Consider the following 17,353-nt stretch of genomic DNA (forward strand, 5'->3'; position numbering starts at 1 on the left):
TAATTAAAAAAAAGCCCTAAGCGCTTGCACTGACAACGCCACTACCTTTTCTAACTTTACTCGTTGCATTTGGTAAACTTTCTCTGGGGCACTATTTTTTTCTATCTCAAGGCACGCATCAAACAAAGCATCTAAACCCAAGCTACCGGCAGAGCCCTTAAGTTTGTGTACGATCAACTTAATTTGCTCGCCATTGTCCGCGTGATGCTGTAACTCTAGCAGCGCCTCACTGGCGCTGCTGGCGAACAACTCCACGATCTGTTGCATCTTCTCATGGCCGAGAACATCAATGTCGGCCAGCACAATACGGTTATCAATCACAGTGCATTTAGCTTCAACATGGTTTGATGGATTTGAATCTTGAGTGAGTGGTAACGGTTTGCCTTCAAGACTACGTTGGATTATCTGTTCAAGATCTTCTTTTACAATCGGCTTAGGAAGATAGCCATCAAAACCTGCTGTCAAATATTGCTCGACCTCTTCGTTAAAAACATGAGCAGATACGGCGATCATCGGAGTTGATTTGTGCTCTGCTCGATTGACTTCTAAACATTTCAATTGCGCCAAAAGCTCAACCCCATTGCAATCGGGTAAATTGATATCAAGTAATGCGATATCAAACTGTTGCTGTGCAAACAATACTTGCGCTTCAGCGCCATCTTTGGCGGTTAGCACCTCATGCCCCATATGTACCAAGAAACCTTCAGCAACCATGCTGTTTACCGGATTATCTTCTACTAATAACACTTTAGCGTGCACAGATGAGGTTGACTGAGTTGGCTGAACGGTTATCGCTTCTCCATGTTTTAGTGGTACAGAAAACCAAAATCGGCTGCCTTTACCCGATTCGGATTCCAAATTCAGCTCGCCGCCCATCGCTTCTACGATCCGTTTGCTGATCGCTAGACCCAACCCTGTTCCCCCTTTATGGCCAACACCCCCCGTAGCTTGAGTAAACGCTTCGAACAGGTTTTCTTGTTCATCTTCACGAATCCCTATCCCTGAATCAGCCACTTCGAATATCACCTTTTCAGAGTTATCAGCATCAATACTAACGTAGATATCGACATAACCTTGGTCGGTGAATTTGATGGCATTACCGACTAAATTGGTCAAAACCTGACTTAAACGAGTCACGTCACCAAACCAGAAAGACGTAACCTCGCTTTCAATCTGCTTAGTAAATTCAAGTGTTTTTTGTTGCGCGCGCCCTTCCATCAGTTGATAAATATCTTCGACCATACGATGCAAATTAAAATTAGTAGGGCGAATTTCCAAGTACCCTGCCTCAATTTTTGAGTAGTCTAATACATCGTTCAAAATAGCCAGTAATGTGCTACCACTACGGTTGATGACATCTACATAATGACTTTGCTGGCTGGTCAATGGAGTATCTTGGAGTAAACGAGCTGTCCCTAATACGCCGTTCATCGGCGTGCGAATTTCATGACTCATCGTCGCAAGAAAAGCCGATTTCGCACGGTTGGCCTGTTCTGCTTGGTTACGGGCCTTGGTGTGATTCAACACCTCTGCATTTAGCTTAACATTCGCCTGTTGTAATTGTTGGGTGCGCTCAGTCACCACCTCTTCCAAGTGTTCTTTGTGCTCTTGTAACTCTCGTTTGGCTTTCACTTCCGCTTGTGCAACTTCTTTTAGCGCATTGGCTGTGTTTCTTGCGGTGATAATAGCCTTACCCATTTGCGCAAGCTCATCACTCCCTTTCACAGTCAACTCAACTTGTAACTGACCTTGAGCAATAGAAAGCAACGCTGAAGAGTATTGCGCTAAGCGCTTAACAACCGAAAGATAAACGACTTTCCACATGATCAAGACCGCCACTAAAAAACCGATCAACGTCAAAATAGTTAAGCTTAATTGAGCCAAATTTAAGGTACTCGACAGTGCCTCAACAGCATTGGTGGTCGTTTGGTTGGAGTCATCCACTAAGCGGTTAACGGTAGTATTTAATTCAGATAACTGCCGCAAAGTGTTTTGCATCAGAGTTAAAGCCGCTTGCTCATTCTGGTAACGCTGCTGTAAAACATCAAAGACTACAGTGCGCTTTTGTAGATCGTTAACCAGTGCGAGCATTTGTTTTGAGCGGGTTGGATCTTCCACTACTTGAACACGCCTTTGCATAATAGAAAGGTTGTGTAAGAACTCGCTCTGGATTTGCTCAATACGTTCCACGTTGGTGGCGGTACGTATTTCTTCGATATGATTCAACATCTTAAAGGCAAGTAGATGCAACTCGTGCAACCGTTCAGAAAGATCTAAATCAACCTCAACCAATGCATCAAGCGCTTGATAAACTTGCTGTGTTTTATTTGCCTGCAATAAGTCATAAATATGCGTGATATTGGCTACCGCAATGGTACTCGTGTTCAACACTTGTGTGCGCGTTAGTTCTTCGAGTTGCTGCGTTAACTGACGCATCTCTTCAACTCGAATATCTAAGTCATCCGCAATATACAATTTGCGCTCAACGGTAATGCCGAGTTGCGCCAGCGCATCAATAACATTTTGCACATGGCTTTCTAAACGCGTCAGGAGTTCTGAATCAAAAGAATCCGCTCCTAATTGTTTGATATGACCGAGTAAAGAGTCTAACTGGTCGAATAACTCCTTACCTGATTGCTTGCGTTCTTGTTCCGTTTTTGCATTGGTTAATGTCTGTACAGATGCGATAATTCGACTGCTTAGTTCTGAAACTTGACGAGCTTCTAACATTGATGGAATAGCGCTATTTACTACATCACGCTCTGTCTTTGCGACCAAAGAAAAACCAAATACGCCAATCAACGCTGACATCAAAACCAGTAATGCCATCGCTGAAAAGGACAACATTAATTTTCTACCAATACTGGCCTTAGCTAATCGCATGACACTCAACCTTAAACATAACTTCTTAAGCAAGACGGAATAGGCTATATTTTGCAGTGTTTATTCTTGTTATGCCAATGAATCCCTAATGCGATTGATATCCAAATGCCTTTTACGTTCGCTAGCAGCCGTGCTTCTTACCCTATTTACCGGTTCTGCTATTGCCGATACACCAAACAAAGTATGCGCCTTGTACCCGCATCTTAAAGATTCTTACTGGTTGTCAGTCAACTATGGCATGGTTGATGAAGCTCAAAAGCAGAAACTGAATTTACGCGTCTTAGAATCTGGCGGTTATCCAAACCATGAACGCCAAAAAGAGCAACTGTCATTATGTGTCCGCTGGGGAGCCGATGCGATTATTTTAGGTACCGTGTCACCCGATCTATACTTTTCTGAACTAAACCAATATGTAGGTTCAACGCCTGTCTTTTCTGTAGTCAATCACCTTTTTTTGGATAAAACACAATCTCAATTACTGCAGGGTCAAGTCGGTGTCGATTGGTACTGGATGGGCTACTACGCAGGGAAATACCTTGCCGATAAGCACCCGAAAGGCAGTGGAACAACCAAAATAGCACTTCTGCTTGGTCCTAAAGTCAGCGGGGGCACAAAGCCAGTAACGCGAGGGTTTTATAGTGCCATTAAAGGCAGTGATATTGAGGTAATCGAAAGTTTATGGGCAGACAACGATAAAGAGCTACAACGCAACTTAGTCCAGCAAGCGATTGATATTCCTGACATCAATTACATCGTAGGCAGTGCAGTGGCTATTGAAGCAGCTATTAGCGAATTAAGAACAACCGGCAAAACAGAGAATATTGGCTTAGTTTCCACCTACTTGAGTCACGGCGTTTATCGTGGGTTATTGCGTGGGCGAGTACAGTTTTCCCCTACAGATAAAATGGTTCAACAAGGGCGTTTATCGATTCAGCAAGCGGCTGCTTTTTTGAATAATGAAACTTATCAAAAAAACGCAGCCCCCATCATTGAGCCGCTAACACCACATTCACTTAATAAGCAGATAATTGCAGATTCGTTATCCCCATCCGAATACAGGCCAACTTTTAGCGTAAAAGAGATTGAATAAAAGCGGCGATTTCGTTATTTAAAGTGCTTATTTAAAATATTAGGAACACTTCAATGCAAAACACGACTCGTACTATGCCTGCGCATAAACATGTCGCTCTCGTTGCTCATGATAACTGCAAGCCAGAATTACTTCGCTGGGTTAAAGAAAATAAAGAAAAATTGCAACGTCATTTTTTATACGCTACAGGTACAACCGGCAGTATGCTCAGTAAAGAAACGGGCTTGGCTATCAAAAGCATGATCAGCGGCCCTATGGGCGGCGATCAACAGATCGGTGCGCTAATCTCGGAAGGTAAAATTGATATATTGATCTTTTTCTGGGATCCACTGAACGCTGTTCCGCATGACCCTGATGTCAAAGCGCTATTACGAATTGCTAGCGTGTGGAATATTCCTGTCGCCACCAACCGCGCTAGCGCAAAATTTCTCTTTTCATCACAGCTAATTGAACAAGAAGTCGATATTGAAATTCCTGACTATCAGGCCTATCTCGCTGAGCGTATGTAACTGAATATTAAGTTACATACGTTGAGTTGAAAGGTAAATCCTGCCCCCTAAACATAGGGGGCAGATCATTTCTGCTTCACAACAGGATAGTCACCCGATAACAATTCTCGCACGAACATCGAACCACTGCCGCTGTGTGTAATCCATACTTTCTCTTTAGCACGCGTTAACGCCACATAAAATAAACGTCGTTCCTCTGCATATGGGAAATCATCCGATGACTGAGCTAAAGCACCATCAATGTGCAGCGCTTTGACGCGAGCTGGGAACTGGCCTTCATCGACCCCGACAATAATAACAAAATCGGCTTCTTTCCCTTTACTTGCATGACAAGTCATAAACTCAATATCAAGCGAGCGATAATGGTTTTGCCAATCCTTGAGCAATTCAGGTTTGTGGTAGTGGTTACGTCCTAACAGCAGCACCGATTTCGTCTGGCTGGCTTGACGATTTAATTGATCCAAGATTTTCTCAAGATTACTGCTTGGCGCAATAAATACCGACTTTTGTTTTTGCTGCTTAAAACTATTGAGCGTTTTGCGAATTTGGTTCGGATTCACTTGGATAAATTGATTCGCCACCGCTCCCAACTGATCATTAAAGCGATACGTCGTATCGAGATTATGAACAGTCGAGTGTGGGAACCGTTCAGTAAAGCCCATGGTTAAGTCGACATCAGATCCTGCAAATTGATAGATGGATTGCCAATCATCGCCAACTGCGAACAAATTGCATGTTTGAGGGTTTTGGTCACACAAAGCTTGGATCAACGCCATACGTTGCGGCGAAATATCTTGATATTCATCAATCATGATAAATTTCCACGCCGACTTAAATTTGCCTTTTACAACATATTCAGTCGCACGGCTGATCATAATATTGAAATCAATCTGCTTCTGTTCTTTCAACATTTGTTGCCATGCTTGGTAGCAAGGCCAGCACAATGAAAGCTCGCTGTTAAGGCGCGTATAGTCATGGTGATCAATCAAACGTTGTTGTAGCTCTTTTTTCCCAAGGCCAAGCATCGCAAGTTGATCAAGTTGCTTTTCAAGCCACGCAATCAGCTTTGGATTTTCAACATGACTGCCTAGCTCATCATCACCGGCCAAATAAGCAATCGGCCAATTCGATAAATGCTTTTGCCAACGCTTGAAATTGGTGGGCGTCATCCAATGTTTTTTCAACCAGTCGACGCACCACGCTTGTTTTAAGTTACTATCTAAAGCAATCGGTGAAATAACAACATCACCATCTTCAACGTCGTTTAGAATTTTCAAACCCAGTTGATGGAAGGTGTTAACACGCACCTGTTCAGCCGCCATACCAATACGAGCATCAATCCGCTGCTCCATTTCCTTTGCAGCATCACGACCAAATGCCACTAAAAGTAGCTCTTCAGCTTGAGCAAGGTGACTTTGCAGCAAATACGCAACACGTGCCGTCAATACACTGGTTTTACCTGAACCTGCGCCTGCTAAAATAAGGTTGTGATCATCATTAAGCAGCACTGCATATTGTTGGGAAAGATTGAGCGGTGAACGCTCTACTTGAGAAAATAACACTTCCCAATTTTTGCGCTCTGTTTCTAACCAACTTTGGTTACGCTCAGCGATAGACGTTGACGGTTCCGTTAACCACGGCAATAACTTTTCAATTGCATCGGGTAAGCGCTGGTGAGCTTCTGTGAGATTCATCCCCATCGTCTGGAAATCATCTTCAACTTGAGCAATCCATGCATTTAATAAAGAGTGGGGCAAAAATGAAGGTAAACGCTTAAGGCGTTCAAGTTCGAGCTCCCAGCGAGGCAAATACTGGCTCAACTGTAAACACTGATGATGATGCCACTCTTGATAAGCGGCCACAGCAGTATGAGCAAACTGACGACATTGCGGCCAGGGTAACCCTTGTACTAACCAAGACTGCTGAATATCTTCTTCTTCATGAGCAAAAAACTGTAATGTTCCCCACACTAAGCCACGTTTAATTCGAACCTTACCGTTCCAAACATTAAATGGAATACGCTCTTCACTAACTGTGGAAGCAATGATCAAAAGTTCATGCTCTAGTTCAACTTGGTGGTATTCATTTTGAATTAGGTATTGTGCAGTCTTATTTGCGCTTAGCTGCATTGTTTTATGCTCTTTAATGAAGGTGTAAGTATGATATACCAATCACTGTGGCCATTGAAAAATTAATGTCAATACTGCAATGCTTCTTTTCTCAGCAAGTAGTCACTTTTCTTTATTTTGATCAGGGTGTTAGTTTAAGCTTCTGCTACACTAGTTTTTTATTTTTATATGTTGAATAACCGTGCAGCTCTCAAGCAAATTGCGTCTACATTGGGCGAACAAAACTGTCAATTACAGCATTCTTATACTCCTCACCCTGTTAGGGGTGGTGATACCAGCTTGGCATTTCGACTTAAATACTTGGATAACACCGCTTATTCTGGGTGTTATTGCAGCGGCATTGGCGGAAAGTGACGACAGTTTCACTGGTAGGATAAAGTCACTAACACTAACTTTTATCTGTTTTGCGATTGCGGCGTTTTCGATCGAATTTTTGTTTCATACACCAATCTTGTTCGCTATTGGGCTTTTTATCTCAACCTTTGGCTTTATCATTCTCGGAGCTATTGGTCCTCGTTATGCCAGTATTGCATTTGGTTCGCTACTCATTGCCATTTACACCATGCTGGGCGCACATCAAAGCGTTAACCTCTGGTTCCAACCCGTGCTGCTATTAACTGGATCAGCTTGGTACTATTTTATGTCAATGATTTGGCACATCATTTGGCCAATGCAACCGGTACAACAAAGCTTGGCCAACGTATTTTTGCAACTAGCGAACTACCTTGAGTCGAAAAGTCATCTATTTCATCCAGTATCAGACTTAGTTCCACAGCCGCATCGTATTGCCGAAGCGAATCTAAATGCTGCGACTGTCACCGCCTTAAACCAATGTAAAGCAACGCTACTAAGTCGTTCAAAACGTGGACACATCGATGGTGCTAGCGACCGTTTTCTAAATATCTACTTCTTAGCACAAGATATCCATGAACGTGTCAGTTCGACCCACTACCGCTATCAAGAATTAGCTGAGCATTTCGGGCGAACAGACGTTCTGTTTCGGTTTAAATATTTATTGGAAACACAAGCGACCGCATGTCGCGACATTGCCCAATCGATCCAACTGGGTCGCAGCTATCAGCACAGTTCAGAGTCCGTTATCGCGTTAGACGAATTACAAAGTTCACTCAATCACCTGCAAGAGCAAAAACGCTCAGACTGGCGCATGCTGCTTGCTCAGTTAGGTTACCTGTTCAATAACTTAGCAACAGTAGAAAAACAGCTGAGCAACGTCAGTAATCCAGATATAAACAAGCCAGAAGAGGGCGTGCTGGATGATACCGAAGCGCATACATTGAAAGCGATGTGGTTGCGGGTAAAAGCTAACTTCAATAAAGATTCGATGTTATTTCGCCATGCCTTGCGTATGTCTATCGCACTGACTATTGGCTATGCCATTATCCAAGGTTTTAATATTGAGCGAGGCTATTGGATCTTACTGACCACTCTATTTGTCTGCCAACCAAACTATTCGGCAACACGTCAAAAACTCGCTGCTCGTATTATCGGGACGCTGGCTGGTCTGTTTATCGGTGTGTTACTGCTCACCTTGTTTCCCTCACAAGAAAGCCAATTGGTCTTTATCGTTTTATCTGGCGTGATGTTCTTTGCTTTCCGACTTAATAATTACGGATACGCTACCGGTTTTATTACCCTATTGGTTTTATTTTGTTTTAATCAATTGGGTGAAGGGTACGCGGTAGTACTGCCAAGGCTAGCTGATACGTTGATCGGCTGTGCATTAGCCGTTGCCGCAGTCGTCATGATTTTGCCAGACTGGCAATCCAAACGGTTACACAAAGTGATGGCTGAAGCGATAGATGCCAACAAAACGTATTTAGGGCAAATCATTGGGCAGTACCGCATCGGTAAAAAAGATAGCTTGAGCTACCGAATTTCCCGCCGAAATGCTCATAACCAAGATGCAAACTTAACAGCAGCTATTAGTAATATGCTGGTAGAACCAGGAAAATATAGAGCCGCTGTCGATGAAAGTTTCCGTTTTCTTACCTTAAACCATGCACTGTTGAGCTACATTTCAGCACTCGGTGCTCACCGAACGCGCATTGAAGATGAAACAACCCATCAATTGGTTTTAGAAACGCACCGCGTTATTCATCGTCATCTAGATATATTGCATAAGCAACTGTACGAGCATTGTGATGCATGTGATACCAGTGACATTGAAGATTCAGGATTAGAAAAAAGATTATCTGAATGGCGCGAAGAAGACGAAAATTCAGCCAGAATGGTACTCCAACAATTGCACCTTATTTACCGTATGCTTCCGGAGCTTCACTCGCTAGCCAGTAAATTCGCCGTAAGAGTCAACTAACACTCTGTCACAAAAATAAGAGCGCCTCTAGTTAAGTGCGCTCTTACTTTTTCCTTGTTGTAAACTGACATTGTTCGGACAAAAAGACACCTATCCGCCAATAACCTAGATTAAGAAATTTCTTACAGACGCAGAGCAATGAAAGGAAATCAAGCTTATAGCAATCATAAGGACAATCATTTTTTTCTGGGAAAAGCCCCTATGACACATGTACAGTTTGAATCTTTAAAATCACAGTTGCATCACTTGACCCCTCAGCAACTGAGATCATTACAAAATGAAATCCAAAATTCACTTGAGAAGAGTTGTGACATCTTACTAACTGATGAAGAGATAAGTGTCATTTCGAGCTTATTTCGCAACCAATAGCACAGCTTGCTAAAATAGCAAACCAGACTTATGCTTGTAAGAGCAACGAGGGTGAGTCTATGGCAATATCAGCAGTTCATTCGGGTTATCAAATACTCAATCAGTCAGGAAAAATGGCTGATGAAGCGGCGCGTGAAATTAATATAGAGAAAGAGATCTCTCCCGTTGGTAAAGCCGATCAAGCCCTTTCTTTTAACAAAATCGAATATACAAGACCACCAGAAAAACCTCCGCAAGTAGATAGCTTAGTCAAATTAAATCAAGCAACCCAATACAGCCGCATTGGTACTAATGTCATTCAGCGAGATCAAGATATGATAGGTTCTCTGCTAGATATCCAAGTATAGCTTTCACCTCTCTCAAAAAATTAACATGCCGAGCAATAAACTGTAAGAGAAATTGAGCAAGCGTTGTGTTTACGCGCTTGATTAGTACAATGCCTGAAAATTCTTTATGACGATTCGCAATGCCTAAGTTAAATCTGCATCGACGAGACTATGTATCTGTTTTGGGTAATGACGTCTCTGCTCAACAATTAGAGCAAAAACTTCAGCCAAATATAGCCCGTCCGACACTGAAATTAACCCCAAGTCCTTATCTTACCGAGAAAAATGTACATCGCCGTTGGCAAGTACTTGATGAGCGAACGAACAAATCAGCGTTATTTGACCCTTCAACAGCACAAGATATGCAGTGCTATAGCAAAAATATCGAACATTTTATTGGCACAGTCAAAGTTCCGGTGGGTATTGCAGGCCCACTACGAGTAAATGGCTTGTTTGCCACCGATGATTATCTAGTCCCACTAGCCACAACAGAAGCCGCTTTGGTTGCTTCCTACAACCGTGGAGCCAACCTCATCACCGCAGCTGGTGGCGCTAGTGCTATGTTACTCAATGAAGGAGTAACTCGAACTCCCGGTTTCGCTTTCTATAATCTGGTTGAAGCTGGTCAATTTGTCGCATGGCTAGTGACACAATATGATTATTTTAAGCAAATAGCAGAATCGACCACTTCACACGGCAAACTCACTGATATCAACGTCAATATTGAGGGCAATCATGTCTACCTTGTGTTTGAATTTTTAACGGGCGATGCGTCTGGCCAGAATATGGTAACCATTGCTACCAATGCCGTATTTCAAACCATTTTAGCCACAACACCTATAGCGCCAGAATATGCGTTTCTTGATGGCAATTTATCGGGTGACAAAAAAGCAAATAGCCAAACTTTGCGCAGTGTACGAGGTAAAAAAGTAACGGCTGAAATTCACCTATCAGCATCTTTAATCAACAAGTACCTACATACTACCCCACAAGCCATGATGCAGTTTGGTCAAATGACAACCGTTGGTGGTGCACTCAGCGGAACCATTGGTATTAACGCTCATTATGCCAACGCCCTTGCCGCTCTTTATATTGCATGTGGGCAAGATGCCGCGTGTGTTGCTGAATCAGCGGTGGGCATGACTCGTATGGAAGTCGATAAAAATGGCGATTTATACGCTAGCGTAACGCTGCCAAATTTGATGATAGGAACCGTTGGGGGCGGAACTGGCCTACCAAGCCAAAAAGCGTGTTTAGACATTCTCGGTCTGCATGGCACAGGGCAATCACAAGCGCTAGCAGAAGTTGCAGCAGCACTTTGCTTAGCTGGTGAACTTTCTATTGTAGGCGCGTTTTGCGCCGGGCATTTCTCACGCGCGCACCACAAACTCGCTCGCTAACAAACTAGCGCTCTCACGCTTTCAGTTTTTATTTTTATCAGGCCCTGCCATTACGCAGGGCCTTTTTTGTATTTCGGATTCAATTCAAACAATGATCAAGATCAAAATAAAAACACAAAAAACTAACCAAAACACTCACTTTATGTTTTCATACGAACATTAAAGAATAAAAACGAAAATAAAGGCATGCTCAATGAACAATATTTCTGTTTCAAACCCTAATGATAATGAACATGATGTGCTTGATCTTATTGTTGTGGGTGGTGGTATCAACGGTGCTGGTATTGCGACTGATGCTGCCGGTCGTGGACTGAAAGTTGGCTTATATGAAGCACAAGACTTTGCAAGCGCAACATCGTCAGCCAGTTCAAAACTCATTCATGGTGGCTTGAGATACCTTGAGCACTATGAATTTCGCCTGGTAGGAGAAGCCTTAGCAGAACGAGAGGTTCTACTTCGTAAAGCACCGCATATTGCCAGGCCAATGCGTTTTCGTCTGCCACACCGTCCTTTTTTAAGGCCAGCATGGATGATTCGCGCTGGCTTGTTTCTCTATGATCATTTGGGCAAACGAACATCACTTCCTGCGAGTAAAAAAATCACCTTGGAAGCTGGCAGTGTGACAAAACCTGACATGAAAGTGGGTTTTGAGTACTCAGACTGCTGGGTAGATGATGCACGTTTAGTTGTGCTAAATGCGATGCAAGCTCGTGAACTCGGTTCCGAGGTAAGAAATTATTGCCGAGTTGAATCAGCCAAACGTGTCGGTGACTTGTGGCAGGTCAGCTTGTTTGATGAAAGAACGCAGACCCATTTTATGCGTCAAAGTCATGCTTTAGTCAATGCGACTGGGCCATGGGTAAAGCAGTTTATTGATGATAAAATTGATATTAAATCACCTTATGGCATTCGATTGATCAAAGGTTCACATATCATCGTGCCGAAAATACACGATGAAGAACAAGCTTACATTTTGCAAAATGAAGACAAGCGGATCGTCTTTGTCGTTCCATACCTTGATCAATACTCAATGATTGGTACAACAGATGTAGAATACCAAGGCGACCCCCGTCAGGTGGCTATCAGTGGCGAAGAAAAGCGCTACTTACTGGAAGTCGTCAATAAGCACTTTGTGCACCAAATTGGGTTAGAAGATATAGTTGCTGACTTTAGTGGCGTTCGACCACTTTGTGATGATGAATCTGACTCACCACAAGCGATCACTCGTGACTATACTTTGTCTCTTGACCAATCTGCTGATAACGCGCCTCTTCTGTCCATTTTTGGTGGAAAATTAACCACTTATCGTAAGCTAGCCGAATCGGCAATGGGCCATTTAAAACCATTTTTCAATCAAATGTCCGGCAGTTGGACCGCTGATAAAGCACTCCCCGGCGGGGAAGATTTTTATCCAGTACAACTGAGACAACATCTTGAACAACAGTTTCCACAACTAGAAAGCAGCACAATCAAACGCTGGGTCACCAATTATGGTAGCCATGTTAGAGTGATGCTTGATGGCGTTAATAGTGCAACAGAACTCGGCATAGATTTCGGTGAAGGTCTCTATCAACAAGAGGTCGATTATTTGGTCCACTACGAATTTGCGGCTACCGCCGAAGATATCGTCTGGCGTCGCAGTAAGTTAGGATTAACGTTAACCAAACCACAACTTCAACAGCTCGAAGAATATCTTGTTTATTTGCAGCAAGATAATGATAAACGCATCAGTGCCTGAAAGTTAATGTGGATAGGTAGCAGATGATTTGACGTAAGCTCTTAGAAACCTCACATTCTAAGAGCTTTTTCCTTGATCTTAGTAGTCCGGAAATACATCACGAGTTATAGTTAATATATGTCAATGTAGCAGCGTGACGTCAATGCCGATACCAAATACAAACCTAATTGAGTTACTCCGGCTTCTCAAACCCGGTATGAAAATGATGGCTAATATAGAATTCGGACCTGAAGATTCTTATAGCTTTTCAACCTCGGTTGTTGGATATAAGCGAGATCGCTACGCGTTGCTCGATATGCCAACCAAAGTGCAAGATGACTTAGTAATGCGCAAAATAGTCAATGTCCAAGTCACCCTTCGTGGCATTTGTGACACTGAGTTTGGCCATATTCTTGCGTTTAAATCGACAATCATTCGCTCGATGTCCAAACCTATAGGGTTACTTTTTATTCGCTTCCCCAACCATTTTGTGACCAAAGCAATTCGAGAGCATGAACGTTATAAATTGTCGCTTCCTGCTACGATTACTGACAATGAACGAAAAATAAAGGCAAAATTGGTCGACTTTTCCATTTCGGGGTGTGCTCTGTTTATCACAACAACTAACGACTTAGAAAAAGAAACGATAATTAATGTGAAGTCAGCTTTAACACCGCTACTACCTAGTGATTTAACCAGCCAAATTATTAGCATTCGTTCTCACGAGAATGGATATTTGGTTGGTGTTAAGTTTGCACAACCAATCGAGATGACACCTGAACTAAAACAAGAAGTGCTCGAACACTCTTTTATGGCAGGCTTAACTTCTCAGGTTACGATTTAAATTAACCCGTTGTTGCTGAAAGTGACTAAATGCAGCATGCAGTGCTTTTTCTTTGATCGGTTTGACGATCACATACTCAGCGCCAGCCTTAAGAAACGCTTCACTGGTTGACGGCATGCCATCGGCAGTACAAGCATAAACTGGCGTATCTAACCCCAATTCATACTTAATCAATTGTGTAGTCTCCACACCGCCTAAGTATGGAAGTTGGTTATCCATGAGAATAAGGTCTACCCTATGCTCCTTCAAATAATCAATTGCTTGTAGACCATCTTCAACCCAAATCACTTCCATCTTATATTTCTTGCAAAAAGCTTGGGCAATAAAAGCGTTGGTATGGTTATCTTCAACAAGTAAAACTTTGATCGTACTTTCAAACATGTTGTTTGGCAGTACTTTTTCAACGGAAAGCGCATCACAAGAGGTATGACCTAAGGCAAGTGGCAGCTCAATAAAAAACTGCGTCCCCATACCAAATTGACTTTCAACGCTGATGCAACCACCTAACATCTCAACCAAGCTCTTCACTATTGCAAGCCCTAAACCGCTTCCTCCATATTCACGAGTTGTATTCGACTCTGCTTGCATAAAGGGCTCAAAAATTGATTCAAGATCTTGTTCTTTAATGCCAATGCCAGTATCAGACAAAGCAATGTGCAGATAATCTAACTCGTTGACTTGCTTGTGTAGAAATTCGACGCAAATAGAGCCTTGATGGGTAAACTTGGTTGCATTATTTAATAAGTTAAAAAGAATTTGGTTTAAACGCACCTGGTCACTATGGATAACCATATCTGGTGCAATATTTCCTTCGATCTTGAAGTCGATATTTTTCGCTACGCAAAGTGGACGGTAGATACTCTCAACCGCAGAAATCACTTCAACCAATTTAAAATCAGCCTCTTGAATCCTAAATTGACCTTGTTCAATTTTAGAAAAATCGAGGATATCATTGAGTACCGCCAGTAAATGCTCGCCACTATTGCATAGCACATCCACTTGCTCACGCTGCTCTTGGCTATGAACGGTTCGCTTGAGTAATTGGGATACCCCTAAAATACCATTTAATGGCGTTCGCAGTTCATGACTCATTTTTGCTAAGAATTCGGCACGAATTCTGGCCGTTTCTTCCGCCTCTTGCCTTGCAAGGCGACTCTGTTTGGCTGCTTCAGCAATGGTCGTAATGTCCTGTCCTTGGGTAATGATCGATTCAATTTCTTGTTCAAACACTATTGGCGACAAATTCCAGCGGAAAACTTTATTCCCCACCTCTACATTCACTTCACGGAAAGTTTCTTCTTTCGCCGCTTGGCGTATTTTAGGTTGTAGTTCCAATTGTAAAGCGTCAAATAGACACTCCTGATTCTCATTCAGGTGCATAAAATGCTTTTGCGCAGACGGATTCATTTTGATCGGTTGACCGTCGATGTCCCATACAATAATGGGGGAAAGTGAGAAATTGAACAGATCTTCAAACTGCTTTTCTTGCTCAGACAGGAGCTTAAAAGTGTGCTCTAGCGTTCGTCCAAAATGATCAAATTCATAAATTTTAGAACCTGAAAATAGCTCATAACTACCGATTTCTGCCGCCTTATGGGTGTAAATCATCAAACTACTGATTTCGTTCTTAACTCGTCGGTGTAGCCACCAGCGAGTTAACACCGATATACACGCCATTGCAATTAAGGCGAAAACCATCCAAAAATAGAAATTATCGCGTAATTTGAGTACATTCTCATTACTTTGAACACTGAGCACATCAATATAAATAGGCACACCTTCAATCGTCAAATTAGTGCGACTAACGATAAGCTCTTCAAAATCATCTTGGTTGATGCTATCAGCTAACACATCATTTTCAGAGTAGATTTCATTGCCGTTGAGCGTTGAAGCTAAGATATTTTCACCAGCCGTAATGAGTAAGTTTTCTGAGTTACTGCCATCTCGTAATGTTTCAGCTAATATGAAATTATTATTCAATACAGTAGCAATATGCAGTAAACCAACCACTTCACCAGACACCAAATCAATAATTGGTGAACGCCTAGCCATCAAATAAATCGACCCAGACTTAATCATATGCCAGTTGCTACTGAGCGCAATCTTACGGGCCATTTTCGCTAAATCTAGTCGTGCTATACCATAAAATTGAGCGTTACCATCTTCCCATATCAACTCATCAACATTCGAAATAAAGCGAATATCTGGAGTATTGATAGGTTCAAGCTGATCTACTCCCAGAAAGTAGAGATCCAATAATTGATTACTGTCTTGGCGGATGGCTTTCACTAAATTAGCATTCTTTGCACTGCTATCTTGATTAATTTGTAACAATGAAAGTCGAAAATTAAACAGATTTTGAATCAAACGAGAAGTTTGTACCGCTGTTCGCTGCACTTCTTGAGCAATGATATTGCTACTGATCTGATAGCTTTGAAATAACACACTCAACGTCAATATACCGATCACAGCGATAACCGACTTGGTAATCAGAGTGGCTATTTTCTGCTTTTTTTTAACGCTGCTAGATCTTAAACTCATCGTCAGATCAACCGTTAACGGTCTGAGTAACGAAATGCACGTTGTTTGAGCATTTCAATGTGCTGAGGCGGAACATCTTGGGTGACCACTTCAAAACCTCCCGAATACACTGTCGGAACGGACTTACCTTCTAGATCCCACTTGATGGCTTCAGCCATCGCAATACCTGTATCATCATTGATACGCATCACAGTGACATCAAGCGTTCCATTTTGTATCGCTTCTAGTTCAGCCGATCCCCCACCCCAACCGTTTAATTTAATATCTTCTCTATGGTGAAGTTTCAAAGCATCCATAGCTCCTAATGCTACATCAGTAGCACAAGCGTATATAAAGTCTATGTGTGGTGTTTTTTCAAGAAGAGCTATGGTGGCATCAAACGCACTCTCGCGAGTTGCCTTAGTATAAAAGGAAGAGACTAACTGATAGTTATCATCGTGAGTCATTTCTTGAATAAACGTATCACCGCGAGCATCACTTACATACCCTTCAGAAAAATAAAGCACAGCATAAGAACCTTTAGCCGGTATTGCTTGCTTATAGTAATCCGCTAACTGCATTGCACCCGTTTTATGATCAAACCCCACATACATAAAAGGTTGCCTATCAGCCCAGCTTTTCAACGGTGTGGTGATGTTTTGTAATATGATTTTAGTTTTTTTAGCGCTTTGAATTTGCTCAATAAACTTACGGTGGCGAGTGGTGTCGAGGGTGAAAATCAAATAATCGGACTTATTTTTAATCGCCTCCATCAAAGAAAGACTTTGTTGCCGAACATCTACATTAGGGCGCGTAAACACCTGATTAAGTTGATAATTAATGCCTAATTCATCTAATCGCATTTCAAATGCTTTGATATTACGGATCCAATAATCAGAAACTTGCTGTCCAGGGTACACGACCGAAATATTAACTGGCTTGGTTTGCTTTTTAGAAAGTGGGATCGGAGCATGACTGACCGTTTCCATCATCTTGTTAGTTAAAATTTTTTGCTCTGGATTCAGATCCAAAAACTCTTGATACTGCCAGTAACCATTTAAGGGTTGAGCAGAAGCCTGAGCCGTCATCAGTAATGCAAAACTTAAGACTAAAAAATTGAGCAAAATTTTTTTCATGGAATTCTCTATACCAGATTCAGAGTTTAAACAAATAATGATCGACTTAACCCTGATAAAATATACAAACGCTGCTGTTTTATATTTCACAAAAC

Annotated in this window: 11 protein-coding genes; 7 read left to right on the top strand and 4 right to left on the bottom strand. The window is 42.2% G+C overall.

Translation table 11 applies throughout. From position 1 onward, the window contains the following. Positions 1-3: 3 nt before the first annotated feature. Entirely contained in the window at positions 4-2,883 is a 2,880-nt protein-coding gene (gene torS, locus EYW48_RS08265; protein ID WP_277432238.1) for a TMAO reductase system sensor histidine kinase/response regulator TorS, read from the bottom strand. Between the two features lie 88 nt (positions 2,884-2,971). On the opposite strand from torS, the gene torT reads away from it, so the two are divergent. Both torT and EYW48_RS08275 read left to right on the top strand, forming a co-directional pair. Continuing rightward, a complete protein-coding gene (gene torT, locus EYW48_RS08270; RefSeq protein WP_176312327.1) occupies positions 2,972-3,973 on the top strand; it encodes a TMAO reductase system periplasmic protein TorT in 1,002 nt (333 codons plus the stop codon). 53 nt (positions 3,974-4,026) lie between these two features. Next, positions 4,027-4,482, top strand: coding sequence for a methylglyoxal synthase (locus EYW48_RS08275; RefSeq protein WP_053310561.1), 456 nt, complete (start codon positions 4,027-4,029; stop codon positions 4,480-4,482). Positions 4,483-4,547: 65 nt separating this feature from the next. Here the strand turns inward: EYW48_RS08275 and helD are convergent, their stop codons facing one another. Continuing rightward, a complete protein-coding gene (gene helD / locus EYW48_RS08280; RefSeq protein WP_053310560.1) occupies positions 4,548-6,611 on the bottom strand; it encodes a DNA helicase IV in 2,064 nt (687 codons plus the stop codon). A 181-nt stretch (positions 6,612-6,792) separates the two neighbouring features. On the opposite strand from helD, the gene yccS reads away from it, so the two are divergent. The 5 genes from yccS to EYW48_RS08305 all read left to right on the top strand — a co-directional run bounded on the left by yccS (position 6,793) and on the right by EYW48_RS08305 (position 13,602). After that, positions 6,793-8,946 (top strand): YccS family putative transporter, encoded by a 2,154-nt coding sequence (gene yccS, locus EYW48_RS08285; RefSeq protein WP_274675956.1) that lies wholly within the window; start codon positions 6,793-6,795, stop codon positions 8,944-8,946. A 428-nt stretch (positions 8,947-9,374) separates the two neighbouring features. Continuing rightward, positions 9,375-9,662 (top strand): hypothetical protein, encoded by a 288-nt coding sequence (locus EYW48_RS08290; protein ID WP_053310557.1) that lies wholly within the window; start codon positions 9,375-9,377, stop codon positions 9,660-9,662. A gap of 119 nt (positions 9,663-9,781) precedes the next feature. Further along, complete coding sequence (locus EYW48_RS08295; RefSeq protein ID WP_171980455.1) at positions 9,782-11,041, top strand: hydroxymethylglutaryl-CoA reductase; 1,260 nt, start codon at positions 9,782-9,784, stop codon at positions 11,039-11,041. Positions 11,042-11,234: 193 nt separating this feature from the next. Next, positions 11,235-12,779: a glycerol-3-phosphate dehydrogenase gene (gene glpD / locus EYW48_RS08300; RefSeq protein WP_176313281.1), complete on the top strand. Its 1,545-nt coding sequence runs from the start codon at positions 11,235-11,237 to the stop codon at positions 12,777-12,779. 142 nt (positions 12,780-12,921) lie between these two features. Continuing rightward, entirely contained in the window at positions 12,922-13,602 is a 681-nt protein-coding gene (locus tag EYW48_RS08305) for a PilZ domain-containing protein (RefSeq protein ID WP_277432239.1), read from the top strand. Here the strand turns inward: EYW48_RS08305 and luxQ are convergent. Both luxQ and EYW48_RS08315 read right to left on the bottom strand, forming a co-directional pair. Beyond that, positions 13,579-16,143 carry a quorum-sensing autoinducer 2 sensor kinase/phosphatase LuxQ gene (luxQ, locus tag EYW48_RS08310; protein ID WP_277432240.1) on the bottom strand — a complete coding sequence of 855 codons (2,565 nt, stop codon included), beginning with the start codon at positions 16,141-16,143 and terminating at the stop codon, positions 13,579-13,581. The two genes, EYW48_RS08305 and luxQ, sit on opposite strands and share 24 nt — an antisense overlap. Positions 16,144-16,157: 14 nt before the next feature. Next, the gene (locus EYW48_RS08315; RefSeq protein ID WP_277432241.1) at positions 16,158-17,258 is read right to left on the bottom strand and encodes an autoinducer 2-binding periplasmic protein LuxP; all 1,101 of its coding nucleotides are present in this window, start codon (positions 17,256-17,258) and stop codon (positions 16,158-16,160) included. Between the last annotated feature and the right edge of the window lie 95 nt (positions 17,259-17,353).

It is taken from the genome of Vibrio sp. 1180_3 (assembly GCF_029478545.1).
GTDB lineage: Bacteria > Pseudomonadota > Gammaproteobacteria > Enterobacterales > Vibrionaceae > Vibrio > Vibrio aestuarianus.

What these genes read in the sequence shown, in the direction of transcription:
- EYW48_RS08305 (WP_277432239.1), top strand. Translation starts at nt 12,922, where the DNA reads ATGCCGATACCAAATACAAACCTAATTGAGTTACTCCGGCTTCTCAAA.
- helD (WP_053310560.1), bottom strand. Translation starts at nt 6,611, where the DNA reads ATGCAGCTAAGCGCAAATAAGACTGCACAATACCTAATTCAAAATGAA.
- EYW48_RS08290 (WP_053310557.1), top strand. Translation starts at nt 9,375, where the DNA reads ATGGCAATATCAGCAGTTCATTCGGGTTATCAAATACTCAATCAGTCA.
- torT (WP_176312327.1), top strand. Translation starts at nt 2,972, where the DNA reads ATGCGATTGATATCCAAATGCCTTTTACGTTCGCTAGCAGCCGTGCTT.
- luxQ (WP_277432240.1), bottom strand. Translation starts at nt 16,143, where the DNA reads ATGAGTTTAAGATCTAGCAGCGTTAAAAAAAAGCAGAAAATAGCCACT.
- EYW48_RS08295 (WP_171980455.1), top strand. Translation starts at nt 9,782, where the DNA reads ATGCCTAAGTTAAATCTGCATCGACGAGACTATGTATCTGTTTTGGGT.
- glpD (WP_176313281.1), top strand. Translation starts at nt 11,235, where the DNA reads ATGAACAATATTTCTGTTTCAAACCCTAATGATAATGAACATGATGTG.
- EYW48_RS08315 (WP_277432241.1), bottom strand. Translation starts at nt 17,258, where the DNA reads ATGAAAAAAATTTTGCTCAATTTTTTAGTCTTAAGTTTTGCATTACTG.
- torS (WP_277432238.1), bottom strand. Translation starts at nt 2,883, where the DNA reads ATGCGATTAGCTAAGGCCAGTATTGGTAGAAAATTAATGTTGTCCTTT.
- EYW48_RS08275 (WP_053310561.1), top strand. Translation starts at nt 4,027, where the DNA reads ATGCAAAACACGACTCGTACTATGCCTGCGCATAAACATGTCGCTCTC.